Origin of the sequence: Psychrobacter sp. P11F6 (assembly GCF_001435295.1) — a bacterium.
GTDB lineage: Bacteria > Pseudomonadota > Gammaproteobacteria > Pseudomonadales > Moraxellaceae > Psychrobacter.
The window spans coordinates 1,807,031-1,821,862 of sequence record NZ_CM003594.1; the positions used below are offsets into that span (position 1 = coordinate 1,807,031).

General features: G+C 43.5%; 12 protein-coding genes. 8 read left to right on the plus strand and 4 right to left on the minus strand.

The features are described from left to right. The first annotated feature begins 37 nt into the window (after nucleotides 1-37). The 4 genes from prpF (at nucleotide 38) to AK822_RS07405 (ending at nucleotide 5,610) form a co-directional block, all read left to right on the plus strand. Complete coding sequence (prpF, locus tag AK822_RS07390; protein WP_060491138.1) at nucleotides 38-1,291, plus strand: 2-methylaconitate cis-trans isomerase PrpF; 1,254 nt, start codon at nucleotides 38-40, stop codon at nucleotides 1,289-1,291. A 78-nt stretch (nucleotides 1,292-1,369) separates the two neighbouring features. Next, nucleotides 1,370-3,223: an ABC transporter ATP-binding protein gene (locus AK822_RS07395; protein ID WP_060491139.1), complete on the plus strand. Its 1,854-nt coding sequence runs from the start codon at nucleotides 1,370-1,372 to the stop codon at nucleotides 3,221-3,223. A 71-nt stretch (nucleotides 3,224-3,294) separates the two neighbouring features. After that, the gene (locus tag AK822_RS07400) at nucleotides 3,295-3,921 is read left to right on the plus strand and encodes a GNAT family N-acetyltransferase (protein ID WP_060491140.1); all 627 of its coding nucleotides are present in this window, start codon (nucleotides 3,295-3,297) and stop codon (nucleotides 3,919-3,921) included. A 144-nt stretch (nucleotides 3,922-4,065) separates the two neighbouring features. Further along, nucleotides 4,066-5,610 carry a bifunctional 2-methylcitrate dehydratase/aconitate hydratase gene (locus AK822_RS07405; RefSeq protein ID WP_060491141.1) on the plus strand — a complete coding sequence of 515 codons (1,545 nt, stop codon included), beginning with the start codon at nucleotides 4,066-4,068 and terminating at the stop codon, nucleotides 5,608-5,610. A gap of 133 nt (nucleotides 5,611-5,743) precedes the next feature. On the opposite strand, the gene AK822_RS07410 is transcribed toward AK822_RS07405, so the two are convergent. Further along, nucleotides 5,744-6,553 carry an SDR family oxidoreductase gene (locus tag AK822_RS07410; RefSeq protein ID WP_060491142.1) on the minus strand — a complete coding sequence of 270 codons (810 nt, stop codon included), beginning with the start codon at nucleotides 6,551-6,553 and terminating at the stop codon, nucleotides 5,744-5,746. A gap of 239 nt (nucleotides 6,554-6,792) precedes the next feature. On the opposite strand from AK822_RS07410, the gene AK822_RS07415 reads away from it, so the two are divergent. Both AK822_RS07415 and AK822_RS07420 read left to right on the plus strand, forming a co-directional pair. Continuing rightward, nucleotides 6,793-8,157, plus strand: coding sequence for a DUF2868 domain-containing protein (locus tag AK822_RS07415; RefSeq protein ID WP_060491143.1), 1,365 nt, complete (start codon nucleotides 6,793-6,795; stop codon nucleotides 8,155-8,157). A 130-nt stretch (nucleotides 8,158-8,287) separates the two neighbouring features. Beyond that, a complete protein-coding gene (locus AK822_RS07420; protein WP_060491144.1) occupies nucleotides 8,288-9,925 on the plus strand; it encodes a DUF3482 domain-containing protein in 1,638 nt (545 codons plus the stop codon). A gap of 41 nt (nucleotides 9,926-9,966) precedes the next feature. On the opposite strand, the gene AK822_RS07425 is transcribed toward AK822_RS07420, so the two are convergent. The 3 genes from AK822_RS07425 to AK822_RS07435 all read right to left on the minus strand — a co-directional run bounded on the left by AK822_RS07425 (nucleotide 9,967) and on the right by AK822_RS07435 (nucleotide 13,122). Next, nucleotides 9,967-10,992, minus strand: coding sequence for an ArsA family ATPase (locus tag AK822_RS07425; RefSeq protein WP_060491145.1), 1,026 nt, complete (start codon nucleotides 10,990-10,992; stop codon nucleotides 9,967-9,969). A gap of 33 nt (nucleotides 10,993-11,025) precedes the next feature. Beyond that, nucleotides 11,026-11,304 carry a cory-CC-star protein gene (locus AK822_RS07430; protein ID WP_372886017.1) on the minus strand — a complete coding sequence of 93 codons (279 nt, stop codon included), beginning with the start codon at nucleotides 11,302-11,304 and terminating at the stop codon, nucleotides 11,026-11,028. Nucleotides 11,305-11,442: 138 nt separating this feature from the next. Beyond that, the gene (locus AK822_RS07435; protein ID WP_055125815.1) at nucleotides 11,443-13,122 is read right to left on the minus strand and encodes a carbon starvation CstA family protein; all 1,680 of its coding nucleotides are present in this window, start codon (nucleotides 13,120-13,122) and stop codon (nucleotides 11,443-11,445) included. Nucleotides 13,123-13,418: 296 nt separating this feature from the next. On the opposite strand from AK822_RS07435, the gene AK822_RS07440 reads away from it, so the two are divergent. Together AK822_RS07440 and AK822_RS07445 are read left to right on the plus strand one after the other, a co-directional pair. Further along, nucleotides 13,419-14,087, plus strand: a complete 669-nt coding sequence (locus AK822_RS07440) for a hypothetical protein (protein ID WP_060491147.1) — start codon at nucleotides 13,419-13,421, stop codon at nucleotides 14,085-14,087. Nucleotides 14,088-14,189: 102 nt separating this feature from the next. Continuing rightward, complete coding sequence (locus AK822_RS07445; RefSeq protein ID WP_045447249.1) at nucleotides 14,190-14,753, plus strand: hypoxanthine-guanine phosphoribosyltransferase; 564 nt, start codon at nucleotides 14,190-14,192, stop codon at nucleotides 14,751-14,753. Nucleotides 14,754-14,832 lie beyond the last annotated feature (79 nt).

Genomic DNA, 14,832 nt, shown 5'->3' on the forward strand with positions numbered 1-14,832 from the left:
AGACGCGAACTTAAAAAATTATAAAAAGGAATAAAAAATGACCCAATCAACTTCAGAAAATAAACCAAAATTCGCCCCACAAATATCCGTCCCTGCCACCTATATGCGTGGCGGCACCTCAAAAGGCACGTTCTTTAAACTCTCCGACCTACCAGAACGTTGCCAAGTTGCTGGCGAGTCGCGCGATAATTTCCTATTACGTGTCATCGGTAGCCCTGACCCTTATGGTAAGCAAATTGACGGCTTAGGAAATGGTAGCTCTAGCACCTCAAAGACAGTAATCTTATCCAAGTCTGAAAAAGAAAACCATGATGTCAACTATCTGTTTGGACAGGTAAATATTGCCAAGCCGATGATTGATTGGGCGGGTAACTGTGGCAACTTAACTGCGGCGGTTGGTGCCTGTGCCATTAATATGAGCTTAGTCGATACTGATAAGATCGCAAATAGTGCGAATACTGGCATTTGCGAAGTACGCATTTGGCAACAGAATATCGGTAAAACCATTATTGCCCATGTGCCTGTTTACTTAGATGAACAAGGCAAGGTACAAGTCCAAGAAACGGGCGATTTTGAGCTAGATGGTGTGACCTTTCCTGCTGCCGAAGTAAAGATTGAATTTATTGATCCAGTAGATTCATCTAGTGATATGTTCCCGACAAACAATCTAGTCGATGATTTTGATGTGTCGGGTTGTGGCCTAAATACTGATAACGTAAAGGCGACCTTTATCAGTGCGGGTATCCCAACCATCTTTATGAAAGCAGAAGATTTGGGCTTTACCGGTACTGAGCTGCAAGGTGATATCAACAGCGATAGCGAAACCTTGGCTAAGCTTGAAAAAATCCGTGCCAAAGGCGGTGTTGCGATGGGGCTGTTTAAAGACGTCAGTGAAGCGCAAAGCAGTCAGCATATACCCAAGATTGCATGGGTTGGCGCTGCACAAAGTTACAGCGCATCAAGTGGCAAAGCCGTTGAGGCGAATGAGATTGATCTTGTCGTACGGGCGATGAGCATGGGGCAACTACATCATGCCATGATGGGCACGGCAGCGGTTGCGATTGCCGCAGCGGCAACTACACAAGGTACATTGGTCAATGAAGCGGCAGGTGGCGGTCAATCGAAAAAGCAACTTAGTGAAGTACGTTTTGGTCATCCCTCTGGCACGTTATTAGTAGGCGGAAAAACCGAGCAAGTCGATGGTCGCTGGCAAGCCAAAAAGGTGTCGATGAGCCGCTCTGCTCGTCGTATCATGGTTGGAGAAGTGTTTGTACCAGCAGATGCGTTTTAAACGTTTATTATTTGTTCGATTTCTTTAATACTTATACTCTGAATAGCTTTTTGCTTGCGTTTGTTTTACTCTAATAAAATGCCAACTTCTCCTACTCTTAATAAATCACCACTAGACAAAAAGCCGCCGCTCAAAAAAACGGAGCGACGGGCTTTGCTGTGGGATATCCTAAAAAAGCTTGCCGTCTTTGCTCAGCCTTATCGCTTAATAATCATTGCTACCTTGATATTGACGGTGCTAGGCTCCTTTACGGCTCAGGTTAATGCCTTTGTGCTGCGCTATGCTGTTGATACCTTGACCGAAATCGCCACCCTTACCGAGCCTTGGGAAGCTGGCGTGCGCATGCTCACTATTATCAGTGTGGTATTGCTGACTAAAGAGATATTGTCGATATTCATCTCGTTTGGACAGCGCTTTTATGGTGAAAAGATTCGTATCAATCTCTCGCGTGATTTATCGCAAAAAATCATTGAGCGTATCTTAACTTACCGTATGGCGTTTTATACCAGTAGTGAAAACGACAGTGGCAAGCTGCAAACCCGTATCGATTATGGCGTTAGCAGTCTTACAAGCCTAGTACAGAACTTCTTTATCGATATGCTACCGCTGTTTGCAAGTGCCATTGTATCGCTAATCATTATGTTTTCGACCAACTTTTGGATCGGCTTGGTTGGTCTTATTATCATCCCGATATATTTCTTCATCAGTCAAAAACAAGCACGGCGTCTACAAGGTTTTCGTCGGCAGATGCGTGGCTATAGAGAAGCCAAAAGTGGCTTGGTTATCTCCTTGATCAACTCCATCAGCGTGGTGAAATCCTTTGTTCGTGAGTCGATAGAAGCAGAAAAGCACTTAACCATTCAAAAAGACATGACTGACAATCAGCTGCGCATTCGCAGTATTGGTTTTATTTATGATGCGATAAAGACCTTTATTGAGCAGATTGGCGTGGTGGTAATCATTCTGCTGACATCCTACTTTGTATTAAAAGGCCAGATGACCATCGGTATGATTTTATTCCATGTCATGCTATTTCAAAACGTCGCGGCCCCTATCCGTCAATTACATCGCATATATGATCAAATTAACAATGCGCTTACCTATGCTGAAGGCTTTTTTGAGATTTTAGAGGACGATGATCAAGTTGAAAAAGTCTCTGGTTTGAGTAGCAAAAACTTAAAAGGTCATATTGAGCTTAAACATGTCAACTTTACCTATCCTAATGGCACCCAAGCGCTAAAGGATGTCAGTTTTACCATCAAGCCCAATCGCATTACGGCGCTGGTGGGCTTAAGTGGTGCTGGCAAGAGTACGATTATCAATCTGTTGGTAAGGTTTTATGAGCCTGACGCCGGCACGATATGCTTAGATGGTCAGAATCTAGCCGACTACGATACCCATGAGCTGAGGCAAAATATCGGTTTGGTACTACAAAGTAATCATATATTTTCCGGTACGATTAGCGAAAATATCCGCTATGGCGATATGAATGCGACTGATGAAGATATTATCATTGCAGCAAAAAAAGCCTCCATTCATGAGCAAATTATTAATTTAGCAGAAGGCTATGAGAGTACAGCAAAGTCATTGTCTGGTGGTCAACAGCAACGTATCGCGCTGGCACGAATGTTTTTAAAAGATCCGCCTATTGTGTTTTTGGATGAGCCAACCGCTAGCCTCGATGCCATCGCCAGCCAACAAGTGAAGAAGAGCTTAGATCTCATCAAAAAAGATCGTACCGTGATTATGGTTTCGCATAATATTGCCCAAATTATCGATGCGGTTGACTTGGTCGTGATAGAAGATGGTCGCGTGGTTGAAACCGGTACGCATGAAGCGCTATATGAGAAACACGGCAAATATTTTGAGATATTCAATGCCATGTCGGATAGCTTAAATTTGGATAAAATCAGCCAGACTCTAAAGGGTTAGGAATGGTTAATGTGTGCCTAAATCGTTATAATGCCAATCTTTTACCGCCTATTTCCAGAAGCTAGCCCACTATGACTTGTGAATTTTCTATCAAAACCTTTGATGAGCTGACCTCAGTTGATCTCTATCATATTTTAAAAGCCCGATCACAAGTGTTTGTGGTTGAGCAAAACTGCGCTTATCAAGATATGGATGAGGTGGACTTTGACTGCCTACATCTTATCGCGCATCAAAACGAGGCGTTGGTAGGCTACTGCCGTATTATTCCGCCTGAATTTAATAAATTAAAATCCAATCTATCGGTCGCCGACCCTACGATTAAGACCAATCATACTGCTATGCCTGCCATCGGTAGAGTGCTGGTATTATCAGAGCACAGAGGTGAAGGTATCGCACGGCAGATGATGATTCATGCCATAGCGCACTGCCGTAAAAAATATGGCAAGAAGCGCCCGATTATACTCTCTGCACAAGCCTACTTACTCAGCTTTTATGAGTCCTTGGGGTTTGTACCTGAAGGCGATCATTATCTCGAAGATAACATAGAGCATGTAAAAATGGTTCTATACGTTGCCAAGAAAAACAAAGTACAAAAAGAGCGTACTGAGTCTGCCTCCACAACGAACAAAGTATTAAGTTTTCTGCTGTTTATCATGGCGGCTTTATTTGTGTTAGGTCTGCTATATTTGATGATTTAAGCGCGCCGCAAGGTTTTAATTTTTAACATAATTCAGTTTGGTTGTTTGATATTGAGTATGCTACTTTTAAATGATGGCTAATTTAAAAAGATGACCGAGATAATGGGTCAAGAAAGTAGCACACTCAAGGAAGAGGAAACAACCATGTCAAATGATAATTCAGATACAACACATTCAAATAAAAATGATGCAACGGTAGAAAGCAATGTCCGTCCAGAATATGACATTGAGATTCAAAAGATTGCTGATTATGTGCTTAATTATTCGATAGATAACGACTCCCTCAATAGCGCAGATGCTTGGAATACTGCCCGTCACTGTCTGATGGATACCCTCGGCTGCGGTTTGCTTGCGCTACGTTTCCCTGAATGTACTAAGCATCTGGGTCCTGATTGTGCCGATCAGCTCACACCTAATGGTGCGCGCGTTCCGGGTACAGCCCACAGACTAGATCCTATCAAAGCCGCCTTTGATATCGGCTGTATGGTGCGCTGGCTCGATTATAATGACACGTGGCTGGCTGCTGAATGGGGGCACCCTTCGGACAATTTAGGCGGTATCCTAGCAGTCGCCGATTATATCAGCCAACAAAGTGTCAGTCGCAATCATCAGCCATTAACCATGCGTGAGATACTCGAGGCTATGATTATGGCACATGAGATTCAGGGTGTAATTGCACTGGAAAACTCATTCAACCGTGTGGGTCTTGATCATGTGTTTTTAGTTAAATTAGCCTCTACTGCTGTGGTCGCCAAGCTCTATAAATTGCCACGTGAGCGTATCATGGCTGCCATCTCGCAGGCGATCGTTGATGGTCAGGCGTTGCGTACCTATCGTCATGCACCCAATGCCGGTAGCCGTAAATCTTGGGCGGCAGGCGACGCTACCAGTCGCGCGGTACGCTTGGTTGATATTACCCGTCGCGGTGAAATGGGTATTCCTGGGGCACTCTCTGCATCGCAGTGGGGGTTTTATGATGTATTGTTTAGCCATACCAATAAAGACTTAGCCCTTAAACCTGCAAACGAGCGCCGTTTTACTTTCCAGCGTGAGTTTGGCAGTTACGTAATGGAAAATATCTTATTTAAGTTAAGCTTTCCTGCCGAGTTTCATGCGCAGACTGCTTGTGAGGCGGCTGTGATTTTACATCCACGTATTGATGACAGAATCGACGATATTGAAAAAATTGTCCTGACCACTCATGAATCCGCGATTAGAATTATCTCTAAAGAAGGCACATTGGCCAACCCTGCGGATCGCGATCATTGTTTGCAATATATGGTCGCGGTGCCTCTACTAACTGGCGATTTAATGGCAGAAAATTATGAAGACGATTATCATGCACAGCACCATCTTTTAATTGATGGTCTACGCCGCAAGATGATTGTAGAAGAAGATGCGGGTTATTCAAAAGATTATCATGACCCAAGTAAGCGCTCGATTGCCAATGCCATTCAGATATTCTTTAAAGATGGTAGCAGTACCGACAAGGTTGCCGTCGAATACCCAATCGGACATAAACGTCGCCGTACTGAGGGCTTGCCGATATTAGAAGCCAAGTTTCGTGCCAGTTTGGCGACGCGATTTATCGACAGTCGCTGTCAGGATATTTTTGCCCTTTGTAGCGATCAAAAGCGCTTAGAACACACCGCAGTACATGAGTTTATGGACTTACTTATGGCGAACTAAGCATTTTCCTATCTAAGAATCACCCTTATATTATCAATAAAACAGGACGTGTCATTGTCATCATATTAACGACAACGACACGCCCTGTTTTTATCTATTGAATTGGCTTTATGAATCTTTTAATCGTTTAGAGCTACCAAGGTATGGATTCCCCTGCCCAGTCAACAAAGCTTCCTGATTGCGCAGCTGTCATACGGTTAAGTACTTCTAATAAGCATTCCGCACTGTAGGCTGGCGAGAACAACTGACCTTCGGCCACATTACCTTGAAAAGGGGCTGATAGTTGCGTATTTACCGTTCCTGGCTGCAGGACAACCACGCACACGTCTTTGAGCGAGCGACTCCATTCAATACTCAGGTTTTTCATGCCCATATTGAGTGCCGCTTTACTCATACGATAGCTATACCATCCGCCCAGTTGGTTGTCACTGATACTGCCAACGCGCGCGGATATCGTTGCAAAGATTGCGGGCTTGTCATTACTACGCGCAGATTTGGCTAATAGTGGTCTAAAATGCTTGGCAATGAGTAAGCTGGCTAAGGCATTCACTTGCATGTTTTGTAAAAAGAAATCAGTCTCAACCTGACGCAGCGCTTTTTCTGGCTGCTGCGTCGCCGTATGTAATAACCCTGCACAATTGATAATCCAATCAATATGAGTGGTTTGCTGCTGAATAACCTCGGCTGCTTGTTGGATACTCTGTTCGTCGCAGAGGTTCATGGATATCCAATGCAGATTGTCAGCCTCAAAATCAGGTATGTTTCGATGATAAGTGGCAAATATATGGATATCTTGTTTTCCACCATTATCGGTATTCGCATTTTCATCGGTATTCGCATTTTCATCCGTATTGCCACTGGCAGTACCATTTAATAAGTGTTCAATCATCGCTCTACCAATGCCGCCTGTACCACCAACGATTAGATACGTTCTGTTATTCATGATGATTCCTTTTTTAGATTCTCTTTAACAGCGTTCTTTACCCTCTGTTTTTTTACACTATTGTCATTATCATTTTGTTTATTATTCATTTTGGCTGATTTTTATTATCTTTACCATGATAAAAATGCTTAATAAATGTTCATTTTTTAACATTTGGCGAAGGCGTGTCTTCATATATACGCTACAATAATCAAGAATTATCTCCTACATAAACACCTTTATATGGATGTTATCGCATTATGCTATCACCCCAAGATCAATTAACTGAGTTGGTACGCACGCTTGAGACGCAGCAACATGTGTTTGCCACTGACCCGCTACTTATCACGGAAAAGCTACAAGGTGAGGATGGCAAACCCATTCAAAAATTGCACCGCCGAGCCTCACGTATCGATAGTAACGGTGCGCTGGCACGAGTATTGGGCAAAATTGACGGGCGTATTAAAGGCATCATGGTGGTCATGAGCGTGGTGTGGTGTCTCTCGGGATTTTTGGGATTATTCACCTTACTACAGACCAATGTGGTGAATTTCTTTTATGTATTGGTTTGTTTGCTGGGTTTTCATACCATTATGCTGTTAGGCTGGCTAGTCATGACTTTGATTAATCAAGGTAAGCAGTCGTCAAATTGGTTTGCTAATTTTGTCAGTCCCAGTTATCTGATACGTGGCAAGGATGATGTTACCAAGGCAGCAGTCCACTTGTACGAGCGCCAATTACAGCATAGCGGGATGCGCTGGTATTTGGGGCGATTTAGTCATCAGTTATGGCTGGCAACGTTGACGGGCATGCTGCTGGCGATTATTTTCCTGTTGATTGTGCGTCAGTATAGCTTTAGCTGGGAGTCGACTTTACTATCCGATCAAGCGCTAATTACTTTGACACAGGTACTTGGCTGGTTACCAAGTATGGTGGGATTCGATGTGCCAGACAGCACCGCTATCGTACAGAGTCGCTTGGTGACTGATGCGATGCCATTGACTGTTGCGCGGCAATGGGCAGGCTTATTGGTTGGTATCTTGCTGATGTACGGTATTGTACCAAGAGCGATTGCTTGGGCGTTTTGCGCATTGATGTTCCGTCGTAAAAAAATGCGGTTGGACATTAAGCAGCCCTATTATCAAAAGATTTTAAACTTTTGGCAACGTCAGGTGGTAGATGCTGATGACTTTAATGAAGTGCCCGTTCCTATTGCGCCAAAAGCAGCTGTTAGCGCTGGCAAGAAGCTGGTTGCTTTGCTTGAGTATCCAGCAGAGCAGGATAACTGGTGGCTTGCAGGTCTGGATGCTAATATCAATAATAGTGAGATAGAGAATTTCGGTATCGTTGATGATCGTGACGATATGGCACGTTTGAAGACGTATTTAGACAGTCACCCAGTGCAGGTCTTACTTGGTATTCATCATAAAGCCTTACCTGACCGTGGCACATTGCGCAAACTTGATCAAATCGCTGCTCACGCCAAAGATGGGCTCATTGTGCAGTTGCTGAGTGATTCAAGCGCTTTAGACTTAACCAAGCAGGTTGCAGACGATCAAGATGTTCGTTATAAGCAGTGGCAAACCGCACTCTCTGCCCGCAACATTGGTCTAGTGAATGCTTGATTGACTAGCCAAACTGGGATTATCAGTTACTTAAGACAAATGGTTAGTATTAATACCGAAATAGCACACAATTTGTTCTACAATAAAAGCCACTGTATGTTTTGATCATTAATAAATATAAGACGATATTATGAATAATGATAATAAAAAAGAGAACTATGAACACAATAAGCCTGCTGGTCTCTTTGCAGATAAGGCTTATGAGGCAACCCCTAATACCGCAAACAGCACTTTAAAATCAGCTGTAACTCAGTCAGTGGAAACTCAAGACAATCAACCTTTATCAACTGAACCATTAACAACGACGACAAGTATGACAAGGAAAACCATCGCCAGTGGTGAACCGCTAAAATTGGCCGTCGTTGGTCATACCAATACGGGCAAGACATCCATACTGCGTACCCTATTGCGTGACGTCTATTTTGGTGAAGTAAAAAATGAAGCCGCAACTACCCGTCATGTAGAGCAAGCCAAATTAACAGACAGCCAAACGGGCGAAGTGTTGGTGGTATTGTATGACACACCGGGTTTAGAAGATGCGTCAGGATTAATGGATTGGTTAGAGGACAATACCGCCAGTCGGCGTGATGGCATTGAGCGTTTGCAACAGTTTTTGGCAGCAGACATTGCCCAAGGTGGTGATGAGCTAAATAGCAATGAGGACTATAGCCAAGAAGCTAAAGTTATCCGTCAGCTGCTGGCAAATGATATGGCTATTTATGTCGTCGATGCACGTGAGCCGGTACTCGGTAAATATAAAGACGAGCTGGCTATTTTATCTTGGGCAGCGATTCCTGTTATGCCGGTATTTAATTTTACTGACAGTCAGGATACCAACATCGACGAGTGGCAGACCATGCTAGCGCGTCGCAATTTGCATATTTCGACGCGTTTTGACTCCGTGGCTTTTGAATTTGAAGATGAAATGCGCTTATGGCAGAATTTAGCCACCATGCTTACCCACTCTGAGATGCTTGAGCAGTTGATGGCGCGCCGCACTGAAGACTGGGCACAGCTTTATGATGAAGCCAATATTATCATTGCTGATTTTTTAATCAATGTTGCTGCTTTTGTTCGTGAGATTAGTGAAGATGACGACCCAATGCCAGTATTACAGCAAATGCAAGAGGCGGTGAGACAGAGCGAACGGGCGATGCAGAACAACTTGCTCAATTTATATAAATTTTATGACAATGACGTAGCGGCAACGCCACTTGAGCTAAAAGCCTATCAACAAGATCCGTTCAACCCTGAGCTGCTAAAAAGTTACGGTATTCGCACCACTTCTGGCGCGGCAGCTGGCGCGTTATTAGGTCTTGGCATCGATGCTGCAGCACTTGGCACTACTTTAGGATTAGGTGCTGCCATTGGCGGTATCGCAGGTGGGCTGTTATCTAATACCAGTAGTATTGCCGATAGAATCACTGGGGTAAAACGTTTGTATATCGACCCTGCTACCCTAACCTTGCTGGCAACCCGAGCCATAGATTTACTCACCGCCCTACGTCATCGTGGTCATGCAGCAACTGATGCCACGCAATTGCTGTATAAAGGTGAGAAATCCAGTATCGAACAGTCGTTAGATGACGAAAGCGCCACTGTCACACCATGGCCGACACATAAATTACCCAGTGAGCTCAAGAAAGCTCGTGGTAAACCGCAATGGTCATCACTCAGTAGTGGTAAGTCTGAACAAGCGCAGCTATTACGAGCAGATATGGCATGGTCGCTGGCAAGTAAGCTGTCGTCGTATCAGGGTCAGCCATAGTGCATAAACATGTTTGAGATAAAATTTCTTACTGACGGGCTTTATGATGCTGGGCTTACTAATGCACTTAAGGCAAAGGTACCGCGTACGTCCGTTTGTTGCAGATATATTGGGTATAGCGGATACTTGGGAAAGCTTTGCTCAATATCTTGCATTAATTGTTGTTGGCGCTCAGCACGACGCTGCCAAAAATCATCAGACTGAGTTGGTGCTATCAACTGATTGATAACGATGGCGGCTGGCATGAGCTTACTGTCTTCTAACTGCTCTATCGCTCGCTTTGTTTCAGCCAGTGGCAGTACATCAGCTGTCATAACCAATACAATGGCGGTTTGTGTACGGTCATGCAGTAGCAACCCTGCCTGACGAAACAGCTGTTTGCGTTTCTCTAGTACGGATACTGCTTGCTCCCAGCGATCATTCCTCTTTTCAGCAAACGGATTGGCTAAATCATTGTCATTTTTTTGCTGGATTTTTTGTTCATGACTGCCCAAATGGTTTGCCACCGAGCGCAGTTTTGCCTGCCGCCGTTGCTGAGCTAGCAATCCATCCGTCCACGCCCCCATCATTTCAGGCAGCACTAATAAACGCAGTGTATGTCCCGTCGGTGCAGTATCAAAAATGACGTGCTCATAGCCGGCATCTGCTGCTTCAACCAAGTGCTGGCACATAGATTCGAGCATCGCGGCTTCTTGTGCGCCAGGTGCTGATTTTGATAGCCGTAGATGTTCGCGAATTTTTGGCATCATGTCTGGATTAGCATAGGAAGTAATGGTGCGTTCAACTTGGGCAAAATGTTCATCAACGATGATATCAGGGTTTAGTTCAATAGCATCTAGATAAGAAGTTACTGCTGTTTTTTGGTTTTTGAGCGGGACGTTTAACACATCTCCCAAGCTGTGTGCTGGATCGGTCGAGACAATCAGTGTCTTTTTGCCTTGATTGGCATAATAGCTGGCAAGTGCGGCGGCAGTGGTGGTTTTACCGACACCGCCCTTGCCGCCGATAAATATAATCGATTGTGTTGCCAGTTGCTCTACCAATGCGGGTAAAGGGTGTAATGCCATACTTGTATCTCATTTTAATGAATTCAAAGGAAACTAGCAGCAACCAACGTGGTCAAAAGGGCATCTATCCATACCCATTCTGGTATGCCATTCATGGAAGTTTTCTAAAAACAAAGGCTGCAACTCTAATGTATAAAAGCTTGCCGGATTGTCGATACCCAAGCTTTCCGAAAACATGAGTAGCATGAAAAAATCTTCTTCATCACGCGCGGCGCGTGCCATTGTCTGACGATAAGGCGCATGATAAAACTCATTTAACCCAGCCGCAAACCGTTGCCACCATGGCTCAATGTTTTTTATAGGATTTGTCATATTTGTTGTTTCCATGAAGACTTTTATTTTGCGTATATTTATTATCTATCATGCCTATATGAGACAAAAAACGCCAGCAATTGCTGCTAGCGTTTTTTATACATTTTAGTAAATATTTAACTAGGCATTTAACATGGCTTAGAGGTTACTTTTGCCTCTGTGTATCGACCACTCTTTTCGGAGTACCGATAGACTCTCAAACGTCACTAAAATCGTAGCTATCAAGATAATAATATCCATAATAATAAGCAGCCAATTACCATCATTGAAAAAGGTTTTTAGCTGAATCAATAACGCAAAAACCGTCATGACCAGTAAGAATGACAATGGCCCCAAGGTATACCACACAGGTCTGCCTTTACGTAACAAGATAACGGTGACAATCATCAAGGTTAAGGCTGCCATGAGCTGATTCGTCGTGCCAAATAATGGCCAAATAATCATACCGCCAGCACCATCGATGCCACCAGCACCAAAGGCTAATAACAAACAGCTACCAACGGCAAGCAATGTTGCCACCACACTTTTATTTAGAACAGGCAGTTTATAAATCTCACCAAACTCTTGGAAAATATAGCGTTGCAAACGTACCCCAGTATCCATTGTAGTACCCGCGAACAATGCTGCCATTACCGTCAGCATCGTCTGTGATAAAACCATATCAATACCGACGCCTGCATTCAGTATGGTTGCACCGCCATCAATAAAGGCACCAATAGAGCCGTCGCCAAATTTTTGATAAACGGCTTGCCAGTCGCCAAGGGTTGCAAAGCCTGCTGTTGCCGCAAGTATTGCACCAAGTGCTAGCATGCCCTCACCCATGGCACCGAAGTAACCAACGAATCGCACATCCTCTTCTTTATCAATCTGCTTAGATGTCGTACCCGTTGCCACCAAACCATGAAAGCCTGAAATTGCACCACAAGCAATGGTCACAAACAATAAAGGCACCATAGATGGTGTACCGATTGGCAATGCTGTGTTTATCGCTGGCGCGACAATATTCGGCGTCGCAATAAAGATGGCGGCATATAGTAAAATCAGACCGACAAATAACTGTAAGCCATTGATGTAATCACGCGGCTGCAAGAGCATCCAAACCGGTAATAAAGAAGCGATTGCCGCATAAGCAAACAAGATAATAATCCAAACAGCATTGTCAGGTAAGCCTAAGAATGTCTCAGGTAATACGACAGGGAACATAGGACCAAGATAGATAAGCCCATATAAAGCCGTGACCCCAATGATTGATACCCAAACCAGATTCATCTTGTAGCGATAAATACACTGACCGATGATAAAGGCGACTATCAAAGCACCCCAAACTGGCAGCACAGCGGATGGGGTTTTTATCATCATATTAGCAATAGCGACACCAAATACCGCATTCACCATGAGTAATAATAAGAAGATAACGATCATCATCAAGCTACGTACACGTGTACCCATGACGGTACCGGCAATCGAGCCAATCGACTGACCTCGATTGCGCATACTAGCCCAAATGGCTGACATATCGTGGACACCTGCCATAAAAATCGTGCCCAATACTACCCAAATGATAGCAGGTACCCAGCCCCAAATAACGGCAATGGCAGGACCAATAATCGGAGCCGCTCCTGCGACTGAAGTAAAATGATGTCCCCATAGCACGTATTTATTGGTGGGGATATAATCTACCCCATCTTTCATAGTGTGCGCTGGCGTGGGGATACTGTTATCCAATGCCAAGATTTTAGTAGCGATAAATTTTGAGTAAAACAGATAACCGCAAAGCATCGCGGCAACAGCAAACACTAGCACGATTGCACTATTCATCTTATCTCTCCTTAGACAAGTAATAGGTAGCCTTATAAGTTCAAGCTTTTTAATTTAGAATATAAAAAATATGTTAAATTAGTCGGCGACTAGTGACTTAGCGCACCTGTCCAAAGGCTGTTTATAGAAGTACTGTGGTATCATCATCCATTAATAAGGCTTTGCATTCTATCGTTAGCACATGTCACTAGTCAGCATATGGTGAGTCTTTGACTGCAACCCATTTAGATACTAACTGATTTAACGACAAATGTAACGCTGGTTAAACATGAAAAACAACAAATAAAGGAAGCACCATGGCGCATTATTTTGGGTTTGTACCTTCAGATAAATTGAAAGCATTAATCATTGACGCTGAGCAAGTGATTGCCTCAAATGAGGAGGTGGAATACTACCCATATCGTGATGCCCTGACGCATCAAACAGCACGTGATCTAATCGACAATTTGTTGATTGGATTGGTAGATATTATTCCAAACCCTGAACGTCAAGCTTCGATGCGCAAAATTGTTGGCACAGTTGAAAAAGCAACAGATACGCTGCTTAACATCTTACTCGGTAAAGAGAATAACGAAGAAGTGATGCCAAGCTTTCACTTCTTGAGAGATCGGGCGACGTTTATTGATAATGAAGGTGTAAAACGAGTGGGTTTCAAATTATCTGATGCAGATGCGCAAACCATCGAAAAAGGCTTTGCTGCTATCACACCTGATCAAGTAGATATGAAAGCATTTAAAACAGCGCTTGAAACTATGAATGAAGAGACATTGACTCACTTTATCAGCCGCTATGCTGAAACCCTGAAACTTGGCATGATTAAACGCAAAGCTGTCCCAGTTGCCAAAGCCGCCATTGATAAAGGCATGAGTATGGCCTTAAATAAGTTGCTACCCGACCTACCGGATCGCTCTTTAAATCGTTTAGCAAACTATTACCGCCCTTTCATCGTAGAAAAGCCGGAATAAATACCAGTATTTGATTAATTTTGTCTCAAAAGACAGATGGTATTGGGCAAATTCACTAAAATTTGCTAAAATAAGCGGCACTTTTTACCGAAGGCGCACCCGATGACCCAAATCAGCAACCAAGAAATTGAAAAAACATTACGCAACTCAGAGTGCCTTATCAGTAGCATCGAAGTAGCCGCTGCTTATGAGCGCCTTGCCGCCCAGCTCAACCTACATTATGCTGGTTTAAATCCAATCGTTATGGTTGTTATGAATGGTGGACTTATTCCAGCTGGTCAACTATTGACTCATTTGACGTTCTACCATCGCATGCATTATATTCATGCATCACGCTATCGTGATAATGCAGGCACCAATGAGCTAGATTGGAAATTCAAACCTGATGTTAGTATTGAAGGTGAGCATGTATTGCTGATTGACGATATTTTTGATGAAGGTATCACGCTAAAAACAGTTGTCGAAGAATTAAGCAAAGAAAAACCTTTATCACTTGAATGTTGTGTGTTGCTTAATAAAGAGCATGATCGTAAAGTTGAAGATTTTGATGTTGATTTTGTCGGTATCAATGTTGCAGATCGTTATGTCTATGGCTGTGGTATGGATTTCCACGGTTACTTGCGTCATCTGCCTGGCATCTATGCCATCAAAGAAGACAAAGTTTAAGTTCTACATTTGAGTTCAAAAAAAGCATCCAAATTGGATGCTTTTTTATTGCTTGGATTTTGCACTTACTGTTAATTTT

Excerpts from the sequence above, each read along its gene's own strand:
- prpF (WP_060491138.1), top strand. The coding sequence starts at position 38 with ATGACCCAATCAACTTCAGAAAATAAACCAAAATTCGCCCCACAAATA.
- AK822_RS07395 (WP_060491139.1), top strand. The coding sequence starts at position 1,370 with ATGCCAACTTCTCCTACTCTTAATAAATCACCACTAGACAAAAAGCCG.
- AK822_RS07400 (WP_060491140.1), top strand. The coding sequence starts at position 3,295 with ATGACTTGTGAATTTTCTATCAAAACCTTTGATGAGCTGACCTCAGTT.
- AK822_RS07405 (WP_060491141.1), top strand. The coding sequence starts at position 4,066 with ATGTCAAATGATAATTCAGATACAACACATTCAAATAAAAATGATGCA.
- AK822_RS07410 (WP_060491142.1), bottom strand. The coding sequence starts at position 6,553 with ATGAATAACAGAACGTATCTAATCGTTGGTGGTACAGGCGGCATTGGT.
- AK822_RS07415 (WP_060491143.1), top strand. The coding sequence starts at position 6,793 with ATGCTATCACCCCAAGATCAATTAACTGAGTTGGTACGCACGCTTGAG.
- AK822_RS07420 (WP_060491144.1), top strand. The coding sequence starts at position 8,288 with ATGAATAATGATAATAAAAAAGAGAACTATGAACACAATAAGCCTGCT.
- AK822_RS07425 (WP_060491145.1), bottom strand. The coding sequence starts at position 10,992 with ATGGCATTACACCCTTTACCCGCATTGGTAGAGCAACTGGCAACACAA.
- AK822_RS07430 (WP_372886017.1), bottom strand. The coding sequence starts at position 11,304 with ATGACAAATCCTATAAAAAACATTGAGCCATGGTGGCAACGGTTTGCG.
- AK822_RS07435 (WP_055125815.1), bottom strand. The coding sequence starts at position 13,122 with ATGAATAGTGCAATCGTGCTAGTGTTTGCTGTTGCCGCGATGCTTTGC.
- AK822_RS07440 (WP_060491147.1), top strand. The coding sequence starts at position 13,419 with ATGGCGCATTATTTTGGGTTTGTACCTTCAGATAAATTGAAAGCATTA.
- AK822_RS07445 (WP_045447249.1), top strand. The coding sequence starts at position 14,190 with ATGACCCAAATCAGCAACCAAGAAATTGAAAAAACATTACGCAACTCA.